The organism is Acidimicrobiales bacterium, from assembly GCA_036378675.1.
Classification (GTDB): Bacteria; Actinomycetota; Acidimicrobiia; order Acidimicrobiales; family Palsa-688; genus DASUWA01.
On the sequence record DASUWA010000032.1, the window covers coordinates 174,886 to 190,054 of the forward strand.

13 protein-coding genes and 1 tRNA gene are annotated in these 15,169 nt (G+C 65.7%); 3 read left to right on the forward strand and 11 right to left on the reverse strand.

Annotation, left to right across the window (positions count from 1 at the left end):
• Positions 1 to 19: 19 nt before the first annotated feature.
• Genes hpnH through VFZ97_12180 form a run of 8 tightly spaced genes read right to left on the reverse strand, consistent with a single transcriptional unit; the run spans position 20 to position 9,695 of the window.
• Entirely contained in the window at positions 20 to 1,024 is a 1,005-nt protein-coding gene (hpnH, locus tag VFZ97_12145) for an adenosyl-hopene transferase HpnH (protein ID HEX6394187.1), read from the reverse strand.
• Positions 1,025 to 2,584: a 4-hydroxy-3-methylbut-2-enyl diphosphate reductase gene (gene ispH, locus VFZ97_12150; protein HEX6394188.1), complete on the reverse strand. Its 1,560-nt coding sequence runs from the start codon at positions 2,582 to 2,584 to the stop codon at positions 1,025 to 1,027.
• A complete protein-coding gene (gene shc / locus VFZ97_12155) occupies positions 2,581 to 4,539 on the reverse strand; it encodes a squalene--hopene cyclase (protein HEX6394189.1) in 1,959 nt (652 codons plus the stop codon). The genes ispH and shc overlap by 4 nt, the downstream gene beginning before the upstream one ends.
• Complete coding sequence (locus VFZ97_12160; GenBank protein HEX6394190.1) at positions 4,536 to 5,579, reverse strand: polyprenyl synthetase family protein; 1,044 nt, start codon at positions 5,577 to 5,579, stop codon at positions 4,536 to 4,538. The genes shc and VFZ97_12160 overlap by 4 nt, the downstream gene beginning before the upstream one ends.
• Positions 5,576 to 7,057, reverse strand: a complete 1,482-nt coding sequence (gene hpnE, locus VFZ97_12165) for a hydroxysqualene dehydroxylase HpnE (protein HEX6394191.1) — start codon at positions 7,055 to 7,057, stop codon at positions 5,576 to 5,578. The genes VFZ97_12160 and hpnE overlap by 4 nt, the downstream gene beginning before the upstream one ends.
• The gene (gene hpnD, locus VFZ97_12170; protein HEX6394192.1) at positions 7,054 to 7,971 is read right to left on the reverse strand and encodes a presqualene diphosphate synthase HpnD; all 918 of its coding nucleotides are present in this window, start codon (positions 7,969 to 7,971) and stop codon (positions 7,054 to 7,056) included. Before hpnD ends, hpnE begins: the two co-directional genes overlap by 4 nt.
• Positions 7,968 to 8,942, reverse strand: coding sequence for a squalene synthase HpnC (gene hpnC / locus VFZ97_12175; protein ID HEX6394193.1), 975 nt, complete (start codon positions 8,940 to 8,942; stop codon positions 7,968 to 7,970). The genes hpnD and hpnC overlap by 4 nt, the downstream gene beginning before the upstream one ends.
• A gap of 33 nt (positions 8,943 to 8,975) precedes the next feature.
• A complete protein-coding gene (locus VFZ97_12180) occupies positions 8,976 to 9,695 on the reverse strand; it encodes a TetR family transcriptional regulator (GenBank protein HEX6394194.1) in 720 nt (239 codons plus the stop codon).
• A 200-nt stretch (positions 9,696 to 9,895) separates the two neighbouring features.
• Between VFZ97_12180 and VFZ97_12185 the strand changes: the two genes are divergently transcribed.
• Positions 9,896 to 10,606, forward strand: coding sequence for an MBL fold metallo-hydrolase (locus tag VFZ97_12185; GenBank protein HEX6394195.1), 711 nt, complete (start codon positions 9,896 to 9,898; stop codon positions 10,604 to 10,606).
• A 4-nt stretch (positions 10,607 to 10,610) separates the two neighbouring features.
• Here the strand turns inward: VFZ97_12185 and VFZ97_12190 are convergent, their stop codons facing one another.
• From VFZ97_12190 to cax, 3 genes are all read right to left on the reverse strand, one after another.
• On the reverse strand, positions 10,611 to 11,144 hold the full coding sequence (locus tag VFZ97_12190) for a transcriptional regulator (GenBank protein ID HEX6394196.1): 534 nt from the start codon (positions 11,142 to 11,144) through the stop codon (positions 10,611 to 10,613).
• A gap of 126 nt (positions 11,145 to 11,270) precedes the next feature.
• Entirely contained in the window at positions 11,271 to 13,466 is a 2,196-nt protein-coding gene (gene glgX / locus VFZ97_12195) for a glycogen debranching protein GlgX (protein ID HEX6394197.1), read from the reverse strand.
• A gap of 28 nt (positions 13,467 to 13,494) precedes the next feature.
• Positions 13,495 to 14,565, reverse strand: coding sequence for a calcium/proton exchanger (gene cax, locus VFZ97_12200; protein HEX6394198.1), 1,071 nt, complete (start codon positions 14,563 to 14,565; stop codon positions 13,495 to 13,497).
• A 141-nt stretch (positions 14,566 to 14,706) separates the two neighbouring features.
• Between cax and VFZ97_12205 the strand changes: the two genes are divergently transcribed.
• Positions 14,707 to 14,778 (forward strand) — tRNA-Cys (locus tag VFZ97_12205).
• 144 nt (positions 14,779 to 14,922) lie between these two features.
• Positions 14,923 to 15,169: STAS domain-containing protein (locus VFZ97_12210; protein HEX6394199.1), on the forward strand; the 247-nt coding region annotated here is incomplete at its 3' end.

Below are 15,169 nucleotides of genomic sequence, written 5' to 3' on the forward strand. Positions count from 1 at the left end.
CAACCAGGAGCCTATGTCACTACGAGCCGACCGCCGCTCGCAAGGACTCCTTCAATGAGTGGGTGGTCGCCAGCACCGCGCTTGGCTCGTAGCCGCAGTGCGCCATGCAGTTTGCGCACCGCGGGTCCCTGCCCTTCCCGTAGCGGTCCCAGTCGGTCGTTTCGATCAGCTCCCTGTAGGTGGAGGCGTAGCCGTCGGCCATGAGGTAGCAGGGCCGTTGCCATCCGAAGACCGAGTAGCTCGGGATCCCCCACGGAGTGCACTGGAAGTCGACCTTTCCTTCGAGAAAGTCGAGGAACAGCGGGCTGTGGTTGAAGCGCCAGTGCTTGCGCCGGCCACCGGCGAACGCTTCCGCGAACAGCTGCTGCGAGCTGCGCGGGGACAGGAAGTGAACCTGGTCGGGAGCCTTCTCGTAGGCGTAGCCCGGCGAGATCATCATCTGGTCGACACCCAGGTCGTCGTTGAGGTAGTCGAGCACCTCGCGGACGGTTTCAGGGGAGTCCGTGCTGAAGAAGGTGGTGTTGGTGGTCACCTTGAAGCCCTTCTCCTTGGCTTTCTTTATGGCCGCAACAGCCTTGTCGAATGTCCCTTCGCGGCTAACCGACTCGTCGTGCCGCTCGCGCAGGCCGTCGATGTGAACAACCCAGCTGAAGCGCGGATGTGGTTCGAACCTGTCGAGCTTTCGTTCGAGCAGAAGCGCGTTGGTGCACAGGTACACGTAGCGACCCATGTCCAGGAGGGCCTGGGTCATCTTGTCGATCTCGGGATGCAAAAGTGGTTCTCCGCCCGCGATTGACACCATGGGAGCTCCGCACTCCTCGATCGCCGCGACGGCCTGCTCTACCGACAATCTCTTGCGGAGGATCTCCGTGGGGTACTGGATCTTTCCGCACCCGTTGCACTCCAGGTTGCACGCGAACAGCGGCTCCAACTCGACTATGAGCGGGAACTTGTCTCGGCCTGCCAGCTTCTGACGAATCAGGTAGCTGCCGATCTTCATGCTTTGGCGTAGGGGGACTCCCACCTAACGGACCTCCACTGGTAGGGGAAAGTTTACGTTCTCGACGCGCACCGAGCGCTCTTCGACTTCAACCGGACCGAGCCCGCCGAGCGCGTCGACCAACCGGTCGACCAGGACCGGTGGCGCGGACGCCCCGGCTGTCACGCCGATGGTTCGAGCCTCCCGAAGCCACTCGAGCTTCAGGTCTCGTTCGTCATCGACCATCACCGCTCGGCAACCCGCCTTGGTGGCGACCTCTACGAGCCTGGCGGTGTTGGAGGAGTTCCTCGATCCGATCACCGCGAGGAGGTCGCATTCTCCCGCCATCGCCAGCACCGCTTCCTGACGGTTCTGGGTGGCGTAACAAATGTCGGCGGCGTGCGGACCGACGACGCTGGGAAATCTCTTGGACAAAGCCCCCACCAAGTTCGCGACATCGCCAGGGGCAAGAGTGGTCTGGGTGATGTAGGCGAGCTTGTCGGGGTCGTCGACTTCGAGGGCGGCGACATCCGCCTCGTTCTCGATGAGCGTGATGCCCTCCTGCTCGCCCAAGGTTCCCTCGGTCTCGTCGTGACCGGCGTGGCCGATCAGGACGACCTGATGTCCGCGGCCCGCGAAGCGATTCACTTCGTGGTGAACTTTGGCCACGAGCGGGCAGGTGGCGTCCACCACCCGCAGAGAGCGGTCGGCCGCATCCGACCGAACCGCCGGAGCCACTCCGTGTGCGGAGAAGACCACGGTGGCCCCGTGCGGAACCTCGTCGAGCTCCTGGACGAACACCGTCCCGCGGGCTTCGAGCTCCTCGACGACGTGGCGATTGTGAACGATCTGTCGTCTGACGTATACCGGTGCACCGAAGCGCTCGAGGGCTCGTTCCACGGTCTCGATCGCGCGTTCGACTCCCGCGCAGAACGAGCGAGGCCCCGCGAGCAGGATCCGGCGTTCTCCGACGGCCGACGCCCACTCCTCCAGCACTGGTGCCGCGGAGCGCAGCGCGGTAAGAGCCCTCCGGCCGGCCGCGAGAGTCCTCACCGAGCGCAACTCTCTCTCGGGCGTGTCGGCTACTACCCGGACGACGGCCACGGGACATTCCCACGGCTCGGCAAGGATCGTGGCGGTTTCCATGTCGACGGCGACAGCTCCGAGCTCCGAGAATTGCTCCCGGGCGTTGCGTCCGTGGACGATGCGGTCCGTCGAGACGACCGTTCCCACCTCAACGGACAACCCGGCGTGGATCAGGTTGGCTGCCAGCAGGTTCGCCGAACGCAGTTCGGCGACGAGGTTGCCGTTCTTGTCGATGACCCTGTCGGCGACGACGACCGTTCCGGGCTGGATACCCGGGCGAAGCCCGCCGGCGACGCCGGCGACCGCCACCGCCGCGGGCGCGTCGAGTCTGGCCAGACGCTTCACCGCGTTGCGGGCTTTGACAGGACCGGCGCCTGTGCGAACCACAACGGTCGACGCGCGGCGCGGCGCCAGAGCCCGGGCCTCCAGGCGTAGCGGGGCGAATAGCACGAGCCCCGCGTGCCTCGGCCCGTGGACGGCGACTCCGGGACCGCTGATCGGCCCGGGGACGGCGCTCACCCGGATGTCTCCGGCCTCGATGCGGTCAGGGAGTTCGCCGAGGCGGTGCTGCTTGCGGTGACGTACCGGCCGAGCGCCATCACCGGCCAAACCAGTCGGTAAAGGTGGTAGTTGATGGAGAAGTCCCAGGGGAATCCGGTTCCGGTGAACCACGGCTCGTCCCAGGTTCCCTCTGTGGTCTGGTGTTCGACCAACCACTGCACGCCGCGACGGGTGGATTCGGCGGCGGCGTCGCCGGCGGCGATCAGCGCCAGGAGCGCCCAGGCAGTCTGCGAAGGAGTCGAATCTCCGCGACCGCGCCAGTTGTCATCGACATATGAGCGGATGTCTTCGCCCCATCCGCCGTCGGGATTCTGTTGCTGCTCGAGCCATTGGACGGCTTGTCGGATCCGCGGATCGTCGGGATGCGCGCCGGCTTCGATGAGGGCGGGAACGGCGGCGCCGGTCCCGTATATGTAGTTCACTCCCCAACGTCCGAACCATGAGCCGTCCGGTTCCTGTTGACGCCACAGCCAGGCCGAGGCGCGGTTGACCACCTCGGGAGCGACTTGGCGCTCGGCTGCCAGCATCTCCAAAACGTGCGCAGTTACGTCGGCCGAGGGGGGGTCGGTGACCTCGCCGAAATCGCAGAAGGGAAGCTTGGCAATGAGACGGCTGTCGTTGTCGACGTCGAACGCCCCCCAGCCGGCGTCCTTGCATTGCATGCCGAGCGTCCATTCGACTCCGCGCTCACAGGCGGCATCGCCGTCGGGACCCGCAGAGCCGCCCACCCGGCGCAGAGCCATGATCACCTCGGCGGTGTCATCGATATCGGGGTAGTTGTCGTTGGCGAACTCGAACGCCCAGCCACCGGATTGCAGAAGTGGTCGCCGGATGGCCCAGTCGCCACGTACTTGAATCTCCTCGCCAACCAGCCACCGCGCAGCAGCTTTCAAGGAGGGGTCTCCCTCGTCGACGCCGGCATCGCGTAGCGCTACGACGGCGAGCGCGGTGTCCCAAACGGGGGATTGGCATGCTTCGAGTCGCCGGCCTCGCTCGTCCCGGATCGTAAAACCGTCGATGCCCCTGAAAGCGGCTTGAAGGACCGGGTGGTCCAGGGGATAGCCGAGGAGGTCGAGGGCGATTATCGAGTACACGACGGGAGGCTGGATGCCTCCCCACAAACCGTCGGCCTCCTGGCGGCGCAAGATCCAACGCTCGGCTTTCGACACGGCGGCCTTCCGGATCAGCGACTTGGGCAGCACCCAACCGGGAATCCGCTCGTAACGGTGAAGCAGAGCATCGAGAATTGCGAAGCGACCCGCGGTGCTCCGAATGCTGGCGCGGGTCCGGCTGGAACGAGCCTTTCCCGAGAGGAGCTCCTCCACGCTGAAGGGCAGCGGCCGGGACGGGCGGTGGGCCATCACGACCGTTAGTGCCACGATGGTCTGGCGTGCCCAACAAGCGAAGTCGTAGATGTTCAGCGGCGCCCTGGCTGGAAGGAACATCACCTCCGGTGGAATGACCGGCAGGTCCTCCCAGTCCCAAACGCCTAGCACTGCCATCCAGATACGCGTGAAAACGCGCGACGCTTCGATCCCGCCGCTCTCGCGAATCCAGTTGGCCGCTTCGAGCATGTGCGCGTCGCCGGGTTCGTCGCCGGCCAAACGGAGCGCGACGTAAGCCTCGACGGTCGTCGACAGGTCCGGCGGTCCTCCGCGGAACGTCGACCATGTGCCCCCAGTCTGCTGGTTCGAGCGGATCCAACGAGCAGTCTCGGCGGCCGGACCGGGTTCGACGATTCCCAGGTAGTGCCGAAGCATCATGTCCTCGGCGTCCATGGTGACGTTGGTCTCGAGCTCGGCCTTCCACCAGCCCTCTGCGCTCTGGAGGGACAGGAGGTGCTCTACCGCGGCCTCCAACGACGCCTCGACGGGCGGACGCGCCGCAGTCCCGGCCGGGTCGCTCGAGGTCACGCCTCGCGCTCCACCACGAACACCGCGATGTCAGCTAGGTCTCGGTGCGGGATGGCTGACAGACGCACGCGCTCCAGAGCCCCCAGCGCGGCGTCGAGATTGGCCTTGGCTCGCACGGTGGTCCACTCGCGTCCACCACAAGCTTCGACGAGATAGCGCGCACGATCGATCTCGTCCGGGGAAAGCGGAAGAAGCGGATTGTCCGAGTCGGGAGGTCCGACGATGAGCATCCGAAGCTCATCGGCCTCTTCGCCGCCGGCAGCCAGCGCGGACACGACTGGCATCGACTTCTTTCTCTGGCGGAGATCGCTGCCGGAAGGCTTGCCAGTCCGCGAAGGATCGCCCCATATCCCCAGCAAATCGTCGACGGCTTGGAACGCGAGGCCGAGGTGCCTGCCGTAGTCCCGGAGCGCACCGACCGTGGCGGGGGGAGCCCCTGCAAGGAGCGCTCCGATCGACGCGGCGCAGCCGAGCAGCGCTCCGGTCTTCGCGGCGCACATCGCGGTGCATTGCTCGACGGTCACGTCTCGGCGGGTTTCGAAAGCGATGTCGTCCGCCTGGCCGGCGATCATCGCAGCCGTGGCGTCGGCCAGCGCGGCCGAGGCGGCCGCGCCCCAGGCATCCGACGCCTCGAGAAGAATTTGGTGGGCGAGCACCTGCAACGCGTCCCCGGCCACGATTGCCGGACCGACGCCGAACAGCGACCATACCGTCGGGCGGTGGTGTCGTTCGGTGTCCGCGTCGATGATGTCGTCGTGGATCAGCGAGAAGTTGTGGACCAGCTCGATGGCCACCCCGCCTGGCACACCGATCTCTGGATCGGCCCAGGCAGCTGCCGCCCCGAGCATCGCCAGGGTCGGCCGGATCCCCTTTCCGCCCGAGCCGGACACAGGGTTCCCGTCGGGGTCGGTCCAGCCGAGGTGATACGCAGCCAAGCGGCGGATCTCCGGCGCGAGCCGGTCCACCGCGGCGGACATGGCCGGGGTAATCGCTTCACGCGTGCGTTCGAGCACCTGCGGTACTCCGAGAGTCGGGGTCACGCAACCTCCTGATGTGTCGAAGCCATTCCAGGGGACTGGCCCGTTGCTGAGATACCTACGGATGAACACGCCGCGCTCGAGAGGCATGCGTGCGCAGCCGTCCGTCCGCTTCGTACGGCGCCTTCCATGGTCGCCGGCCACCCGGTCTCCGTCCATGCTCCCGCGATGGCGAGACCCGCAAACTTGGTGCTCTGTGCCGGCCGGAGTCGCGCGGTGCCCGGCTTGGCGGCGAAGGTCGCCCGGCGCTCCTTGGTCACGAGGGAGTCGAGCAGCTTCGCTCCGGCAACCGCAGGCAGCAGATGCTGTAACTCGGAGTTGATCCACGAGACAACGTCATCTGGACGCCGTGCGAGGAGGTCGTCTGCTGCGGACATCGAAACCGCCAGGTACTGCCGAGCCGGCCTTGATGACGACTCAGTTTGCAGGCCGGCCAACCCGGAGGATTCGGTCCGGTCGAACACCCACTGGACGGGGGAGTTCACGGCCGCCATGAGCTCCCAGTCGGTCACCTTCCGGTCGTAGACGAGATGAACGTCGACGATCGAGGAGAATCCAAGCTCGTCGATGATGTTCTGGTTGTCGATGGAGCCCTCGGGCAGAAGGCTGGCCGCCTCGTCGTGTGGCACAGCGACGATCACGCCGTCCGATCGGAGGTCCCATCCGACGGCGGACACGACATACCCGCGCTGCGCGTCGTGTCTGTTTGTCGATTCGCCATCGGCACAGTCGTTCAAGCCGACACGCTGGACTCTCTCCCCCAAACGGATTTCGACGCCCGCTTCGCGAAGCGCCGAGGATGCCCGATCTCCGTGCAGCCGTCCGAGCGGAACCCTGCTCCAACCGATGTCCGCTGCGTTCGTGTCTTCCAGAAGCCCGGTCTTGAACACCTTGGCGGCCATCGCCAGGGATGCCTCGGAAGAAGGCAGGTTCACCGTCGGGATGGTGATCAGATCCCAGACCGCGTTCACCGACCCAGGTGTCTGGGCGTGCCGGTAGAGCCACGCGGCGAACGTTTCTGAGTCGAGGGCGCGGTCATCGAGGCGTAGCTTTCGCAGTCCTGCTACCGCAACCCCGAGGCGCAACCGGTCCGACAGGCCGAGGTGCGGGTAACGAAGAAGGGAGCCCGCGAGATGGAACGGTGCGGGAAGGCCGGATCTCCGAAGCCGCCCGACGACCGGGGAGCCGTTCCTTCCCGGAGCCACGACTGGAATGTCGAGGCGGCCCGGCAGGTGGGCGTCGCCTAGCCCGCCGATGCGGTCGAGGAAGCGGAGGTAATCGTCGCAGCAGCGGAGAAAGACGTGCTGCCCGTTATCGACCCACATGTCCCCGTGCTGGAAGGACCAGGTCAGCCCGCCAAGATGGTTCCGCCGTTCGATCAGCGTCACCCGCGCGCCACGATCGGCGCATTCGAGGGCAGCGGAGATACCCGCGAGCCCCCCGCCGATCACCGTGATCTTCGGTGCCTCCCGAGCCGTCATACCGTCCCCCTCGTCAACGCCCGCACTGCGACCCGCGCCTTTTGCGAACCCGACAACGAGATCCGCCCTCTGAGAACCGAATCCGGCTCTGCTTCGATGCGGTCAAGGAGACGCCGATATATGCCAGCCATCGCTGCCGTGCACGCCCTCGATCGCCAGTCGAGCATCGGGAGCAGTTGCAGGCCTTCGGCGTAACAGGTGCGGGCGCGCGCAGCCTCGAACCGGATGAGCGCGGTGATGCCGTCCTCCCCGCCCTGCAGGTCGGTCCAGCTCTGCACGTCGGACGGTACCCCGAAGCGGTTCCTGTCGTCGGCAGGTAGATAGATCCTGCCCATCGTTTCGAGGTCCTCGACGATGTCGCGCAGGATGTTGGTGATTTGAAGTGCCACCCCGAGCGAATCGGCCAAGGACTCCGCCTTCTCGCGGTCCGCGGTCGCCTTGGTTCCGTAAACGGCAAGGCTGAGTCTCCCGACTGTTCCGGCGACCCGCCGGCAGTACCCGACCAGGTCGTCGAAGGTGCGGTACCCGACGCCGTTCACGTCCATCTCGCAGCCTTCGATCAGCTCGACGAGCGCGTCCATCGGGAGAGGGAAGCGCGCCGCCGCGTCGGCGAGCGCGACCAGCACCGGGTCGGAGCCGCCGCTCGACGGATCCTGGCTCAGATCGGAGATCGACTTGCGCACCTCGGCGAGGGAGCGGAGCTTCTCGTGAGTAGCCGCGCTGCCGTCGCCGATGTCATCGATACGTCGCGCCATCGCGTAGAGGGCGCACATCGCCCGTCGTTTCTCGGCAGGGAGCAACCGGATGCCGTACGAAAAGTTGCGAGCCTGCTCGGAGGTGATCTTCTCGCAAGCCTCATAGGCCTCTTCGGCACCGAGAGTGCGCGCCTGCATACACGTTTGGTCGATTGTCATCGGCGCGGACCTGGAACGAGGATGCGCCCGATGTGCCACATCACTCGAGCAACCTTGGGACTCACGTGTCGGGGCAGGGGATCGAATCGCTGTGCCTCCAGAGCGTCGACGGCGGCGAGGCCACCCGCCCAGAAACCCGCTACCGCCAGCTTCAGCCGTCCGCCGAGCGAGGCGATCAGAGGAGCGCCCCGATCGAGGAAGTCACGCACCCGCCCGCACTCGAGGGCCATGAGCGCGCGCAAGGACGGGCTCGCCGGGCCAGTCCCCAGGAGTTCTGAGGTTTCGACACCGAAGGTGCGAAGGTCCTCGCACGGAAGGTAGACCCTGCCCGCGCGGGCGTCTTCGCCGACGTCCTGCCAGTGCTCCACCAGTTGCAACCCGGTGCAGATGGCATCGGACCAACGTTCCCGGTCATCCGTGGCGACGCCGAACAATTCGAGGACCAACCGCCCAACCGGATTGGCGGAGAGCTCGCAGTACCCGAGCAGGTCTTCGAAGGACTCGTACTGCTTCACCGTCTGGTCCTGCCGATTTGCACAGATGAGGTCGAGCAGCAGGCCGACCGACACCCTGCCGTCCCGAACGAGGTTCCCCGCCGCGGCCATGATCGGATGGGCGCCGGCGGCTCCGGCCGTGGCGCGGCGTAGCTCGAATTCCACCCAGTCGAGGGCCGCCAGGCGGTCGCCGTCGTAGTTGTCGCCGATCTCGTCGACGAAACGGGCGTAGCGGTAGACGTCCATCAGCGGGTCACGGAAGTCGCGCGGAAGGAGCCGGGACGCGACCCGGAAGTTCTCCGTTCGGGCGCGGGCTGTGATCGAGTCGAGGGAAGGCAGGCCGGCGGGAGCCGTCAAGCCTTCGTCCCGCAGGTACCCTGCGGTCCTCGAGCCGGTCGGGGGGTCGCCGGGACGTGTGTAAGGGGGTGACCGCGTGGTCACAAGTTGTACGCGCCCCCGGCAGCGCGTGTCAAGCATTACCCCTTTCGGTTAGGTGATGCCGCCCGTGCGTCAGTTGTTTTGGACCGGTGGTTCCTCGTCATCGGGGGGCCAGTCCGGCCCGACCGCCCACGATAGGACCGTGGCGAACGCCCGCTCGATCACGCCCAGGCCGGCCGTGACCGCTTCATCGACATCGCCATCTGGAGCGAACGGGCGGCCCCCGGTCTCGGCGAGGGTTCGCAGCACCTTGCGGGCCAGGTCGGCGCTCGGCTCGTGCCCCTTCGCCGCTCGGGCTCCCAACTCGAGAAGGATCGGCAGGACCCCGGCCAAAAGGTGCCCGAAGACCAGGGCCGCCTTCTCGGGGTTGGCGTTCAGGCCCTCGGCACCCCCGAGGCTCTCGACGGTCTCCCCGAATCGCTTTGCCGTGTCGTCGAGCAGCTTCTCGATCGCCGCGGTGAGCAGGTCCTCCTTCGACTCGAAGTACCGGTAGACGCTGCCCTTGGCCATGTGACAGGCCTCGGCGATGTCGCTGATGGTCACTTCGTTATAACTGTGGGTGCGGAAGGCCTCTATGGCAGCATCGACGATGCCCTCTCGGCACTCGGGGGAATCTGTCGAGTGCGAGCGGATCTCGAGCAGGGCCCTGAGGTGAGAGTTGTCGTACCCGAACCGGTTGGCCGCCTCTCGCACGGGCGGGGGGATCAGGCCGGAGCGGCGGTAATGATGAATGGTGCTGGCCGGCACCCCGCTCCGCTGGACCAGCTCCGATAGAGACATGCGTCGGGACACCCGTTGGGACGTTGACTCGTGCACTTCCTCAGGGGCAGTGGCATCGGCAGTAGGGTCCGGCCCCTCCCGCGCCTCTGGCTTCACGCGTACAAGTCTGCCTCTTTTCGTGGAACATATGTCCCAGGATGTGTCTCAGGTGCCGGAGCCGGCCAGAATATGGTTGATCTGGCAACGATCTGGCCGCCGCGTAACATCGGGCCGTGGTTGACCACCAGCTCTACTTTCGCCAGCTGCTTTCCGGTCGGGACTTCGCGGCCGGTGACCCGCTCGCCACCCAGATGGTGAACTTCAGCTATCTCATCGGCGACCGGGCGACAGGTGACGCGGTGGTAGTCGACCCTGCCTACGGGGTCGGTGACCTGGTCGACGCCGCCCTCGCAGACGGGATGACCGTGACAGGCGCGCTGGTCACCCATCACCACCCCGACCACGTCGGAGGGTCGATGATGGGCTACACCATCGAAGGTCTGGCCGAGCTTCTTTCCAGGGTGCAGGTACCGGTCCACGCGAACCGCCACGAGGCGTCCCTCGTGACCCGGGTGACCGGGCTGGGTTCGGATGAGGTGGTGGGCCACGAAGGCGGCGACAAGATCACCGTCGGAGCAGTGGAGGTCGAGCTCCTTCATACTCCGGGGCACACCCCGGGAAGCCAGTGCTTTCTCGTGGACGGGATGCTCGTCGCCGGGGACACTCTGTTCCTCGAGGGCTGCGGCCGGACCGACCTGCCCGGGGGCGATCCCGGGGCGCTTTACGAAAGCCTCCAGAAGCTGGTATCCCTGCCCGACTCGACCGTCTTGTATCCCGGCCACCGCTACTCGGTCGCGTCGACAGCGACCATGGCGGCCGTCAGGGAGATGAACATGGTCTTCAAGCCGCGGACCAAGGAAGCCTGGCTGGCCGCCTTCGGTTAAGAAGTCAGGCCTTCTCTTCGACCAGTTTCAGGTCCTTGAGCCGCTCGCGCATGGTCGGCTCGTCGAGCTCGAATACCCTGGCCAGAGCCCTTACGTCCTCGTTGCGGATGGTGATGATCCGGCCGTTGAAGTCTCCTCGCTGAATCTGGATCATCGATATGTAGCGCCGGAGGATGTCTTTTTCCGGTGCGTCGAGATCGGTCAGCCGGACGAGGTCGATGGCGAGCGCGTGGGCGTGTCCGTTGTCATTCTCCCCACTCGAGGAGCCCCCGGCGTTGGCGATTGCCGCGGCCGAGCTGGTTCGGGGAAGGAGCTGATCGACGGGAACCCCGTAGAGCTCCGCAAGGCGCTGCAAACGCAGGACTGAGATGATTCGCTCGCCCCGCTCGTATGCCCCCAAAACGGAGGCCTTGAACTCCCGCCCCGACGCCTCTTCGACCGCGAGAAGGGACAGACGCTGTTGGCGCCGCAGGTTACGGAGCCGTTCGCCGACTGCTCGGGCGTATGTGGTTGGCACGTCTTCGGCCACAGCTGCCACCTCCAAGACTGCAATGGTAGCTGGAGGTCCTGTATCAGAATCCCGCCGTACGCCCAAATCTGTCCAAATAGACGACCAACTATTTGCGATTAATGCCAGTTGGGTGATCTGCCCGGTTTTGTGTTCTCAGGCCACCGGGCTGACCGACTTCAAGACCACCAGGCGGTGACCTGACAAGGGCACAACTCCGCCGGCCGGCCGTCGGACGGGGGGACTGTCGAGCGCACCAGTGGGCAGGTCGGTCCCCATGCCGGGGCCTGTGACCAAAACAGCGACCGGACCGGCCGGGCGCATCGAGGCGGTGTCGATAACCACTTCCCACTGCGTCGCCCAACGGGATTCCGGAAGGGTGAAGTCAATGGTGTTCTCCCAGGCGTTGAATATCAGGAAAAACGAGTCATCCACGATGGGCCGGCCGTGCGCGTCAGGGTCGGGGATGGCTTCGCCATTGAGGAACACCCCAAGGGTCTTGGCGTAACCGACGTCCCAATCGTCGTCGGTCATCTCGTTGCCGTCCGGGCGGAACCAGGCGATGTCCGGCAGGCGGTCGGCTGTCCTCGGCCCCCGGACCGGGTGACCCTGGAAGAACCTGCGACGCCTGAAGACCGGGTGCTGCCGGCGGAGGGCGATCAGGGACCGGGTCCACACAAGCAGGTCCCGGTCGATGTTCTCCCAGTCGTACCAGGAGATGTCGTTGTCCTGGCAGTAGGCGTTGTTGTTCCCCCGCTGGGAGCGGCCCATCTCGTCGCCCCCCAGAATCATCGGCACGCCCTGGCTCAGGAACAACGTGGCCAAGAAGTTGCGGACCTGCTGCCGGCGGAGACCGTTCACTGCGGGGTCGTCGGTCGGCCCCTCGACCCCGCCGTTCCAGGAACGGTTGTCATCGGTCCCGTCGCGGTTGCCTTCGCCGTTGGCTTCGTTGTGCTTCTCGTTGTAGGACACCAGGTCCTGGAGGGTGAACCCGTCATGGGCCGTGACGAAGTTGATCGAGGCGAACGGCCGGCGCCCGGTCGCCTCGTAGAGGTCCGAGCTTCCGGTGAGACGGTCTGCCAGCTCACCGATCGCTGCGCCGCTCTGCCGCCAGTAGTCGCGCACCGCGTCGCGGTACTTTCCGTTCCACTCGGACCACAGCGGAGGGAAGTTGCCGACCTGGTAACCACCGTCTCCAACATCCCACGGCTCGGCGATCAGCTTTGCCTGGCTGATGGTCGGGTCCTGTTGGATGATGTCGAAGAAGGCCGACAACCGATCGACCTCGTGAAACTGCCTCGCCAACGTGGCGGCGAGGTCGAAACGGAAGCCGTCCACGTGCATCTCCAGAACCCAGTAGCGCAGCGAGTCCATCATCATCTGCAGGACGTGGGGGTTCCGGACGTTGAGCGTGTTGCCCGTCCCGGTCGAGTCGCTGTAGAAGCGGGGCTCATCCTCGACCAGGCGGTAATAGCTGGCGTTGTCGAGGCCGCGGTAGGCGAGCGTCGGGCCGAGATTGTTGCCTTCAGCGGTGTGGTTGTACACCACGTCGAGGATCACCTCGATGCCGGCCGCGTGCAGTGATTTGACCATCGCCTTGAACTCGTTGACGACGCGATGACCCTGTCGTGATGCGTAGCCGTTGTACGGCGCCAGGTAGGCGATGGAGTTGTAGCCCCAGTAGTTCCTGAGCTTCATCTCGACCAAACGGTGGTCGTGGATGAAATGGTGCACCGGCATCAGCTCGACGGCGGTCACTCCAAGCGAAGTGAGGTGATCGATTATCAACGGGTGTGCGACCGCTGCGTAGGTCCCCCTTATCTTCTCGGGGATCTCCGGGTGGCGGAACGTGAGCCCCTTGACGTGGGTCTCGTAGATGATCGTGTCTGCCCACCGGGTCCGGGGATGCCGGTCGGCGCCCCAGTCGAACGCCGGGTCTATGACGATCGCCTTGGGCATGTCTGGGGCCGAGTCGGATCTGTTTACCGTTAGGTCGTCCTTGCCCAGCTTGTACGCGTATACCGGCTGGCCCCAGCTGACCTGCCCGTCGACCGCCTTCGCGTAAGGGTCGAGCAGCAGCTTGCTCGGGTTGCACCGAAGCCCGTTCTCGGGCTTGTAGGGCCCGTGCACGCGGAACCCGTAGCGGTGCCCGGGCTCGACGCCTTCGACCCAGCCGTGCCAGCAGTAGGCGTCCACCTCCGGCAGGGGCAGCCGGGTCTCGGTGCCCTCCTCGTCGAACAGGCAGAGCTCCACGGACTCTGCGACCTGGGAGAACAGCGAGAAGTTCGTGCCCAACCCGTCGAAGGTCGCCCCGAGAGGGAATGGGTCGCCCGGAGAAAGGCCGCCTGACACGGTTGTAGACGCTACCCCTGAGGTTGGGTCAACCCCACCAGAACGCGGCGGCGATGATGCAGTAGAGGGCAACGAGCGCGATGCCTTCCAGCCAGGTGTACTCACCGTCGTAGACCACGGCCACCACGACCAGAGCCGAAATCCCAAGGGCTGCAACCAGCAGAGTTGGAAAAACGAGTGTGAGGCGCGCCGGACCCACTGCTGGGCTGAGGAGAACGAGGATGGGGGTCAGGAAGAGAGCAACTTGCAGCGGGCTGCTCAACGTGGTGCTGATCGCGTAGGCGGGTTTCGCCTTGAGAGCGAAGCGGATCCCGACGACATGCTCGACCGCGTTCGAGGCGATGGCGACAACAACCAGACCGGTGAACGTCTCCGACAGCCCCAAGCTCACGGTCGCCTGCTTTAACGGTTCGACGAACCAATCGGATGCCACTGCGGCGCCCAAGCTGCCGGCGGCGAGCATTACCACCGCTCCAACGAGAGACAGGGCCGCCTGGTCCTGGCGGTCTGTGGCTGATCCCGTCGCCGTGGACGACTCCGACGCTTCCCGACCGGAGCGCAACCAGAATGGGATGCTCACCAGATAGAGCACGAGGATGACCACCGCGCAAACGTCTGACAACGCGGTGGCGTGTTTCGCAGCGGGCGTGCCCAACTTGATCGCGAGGGTGGGCACCAGCAGCGAGGCGACCACGAGGAGGAGCAGCGACGAGTAGAGCCGAGGTTCCTCGGGGTCGAAGCGTTGCGTGCCGTGCCGGATCCCTCCTGCGACGAACGCCAAACCGAGCACGAGCACCGCGTTGGCGAGGACGGATCCGACCAGAGCCGACTGAACGACGCCGGTCAGGCCGTGGTGCAACGCAAACAGCGCGACGAACAGCTCCGGCAGATTTCCGAGAGTCGACTGCAGAAGGCCGGTTGCCCCTGAGCCGAGCGACTCGCCGACGTGCTCTATTGCCTGTCCGACCAACGCGGCGAGCGCCGCCAACGCCAGGCCGGCGGTGACGAACCGGGGCACCGGGCCGGCTCCGGCCGCCGCCACGACCCCCGCTGTCGCGAACAGGCCGGCAGCCGTGCCGAGCGTTATCCGCTCGGACACTGGAAGCCGGTTCAGCACCTGGTTCGGGGGCCTGTTGGGTGATGTCGAGACCCGCCGAAAGTAGTTGCTGAGCGACCGCGGGGCCGGTGTCGGGCTCCACCGGCCGTCATGACAAGCCCTAGACTGCCGCAGGCAATGCCGGGCGGCGTGGCCGAGTGGTTTAGGCAAGGGACTGCAAATCCCTGTACAGCGGTTCGATTCCGCTCGCCGCCTCCCGAGACACCTGAGCGTCAGACGCCGATCCAGATTTGGCTACCTCGGAGCTGGGTAGGTGACAACTAGCGCAGTTGACAAACCAGCTGCCGTGGGGTGTGGCTGCCGGCTTGTACGGCCGGGAGGTTTGTCAAATTGAGCGTTGTGCGGAAGGACCTCGGATCCGGTCATTTCAGCATCAGCGTTGAGACTTTTCCCTCGGCCGTGCGGGCCGAGCTTGCCGGTGAGCTCGACCTGTACGGCACGGAGCTGCTTGCCGAGATGACCGAAGAGCTGCTTACGACACACCCAACCCCACGGGATGTCGTCTTGGACCTGAGCGGCCTCGTTTTCGCCGACCTGGTCGGGGTGCGGGGCCTGGTCGACAGCTGCAGGTTGCTGTCGGCGAACA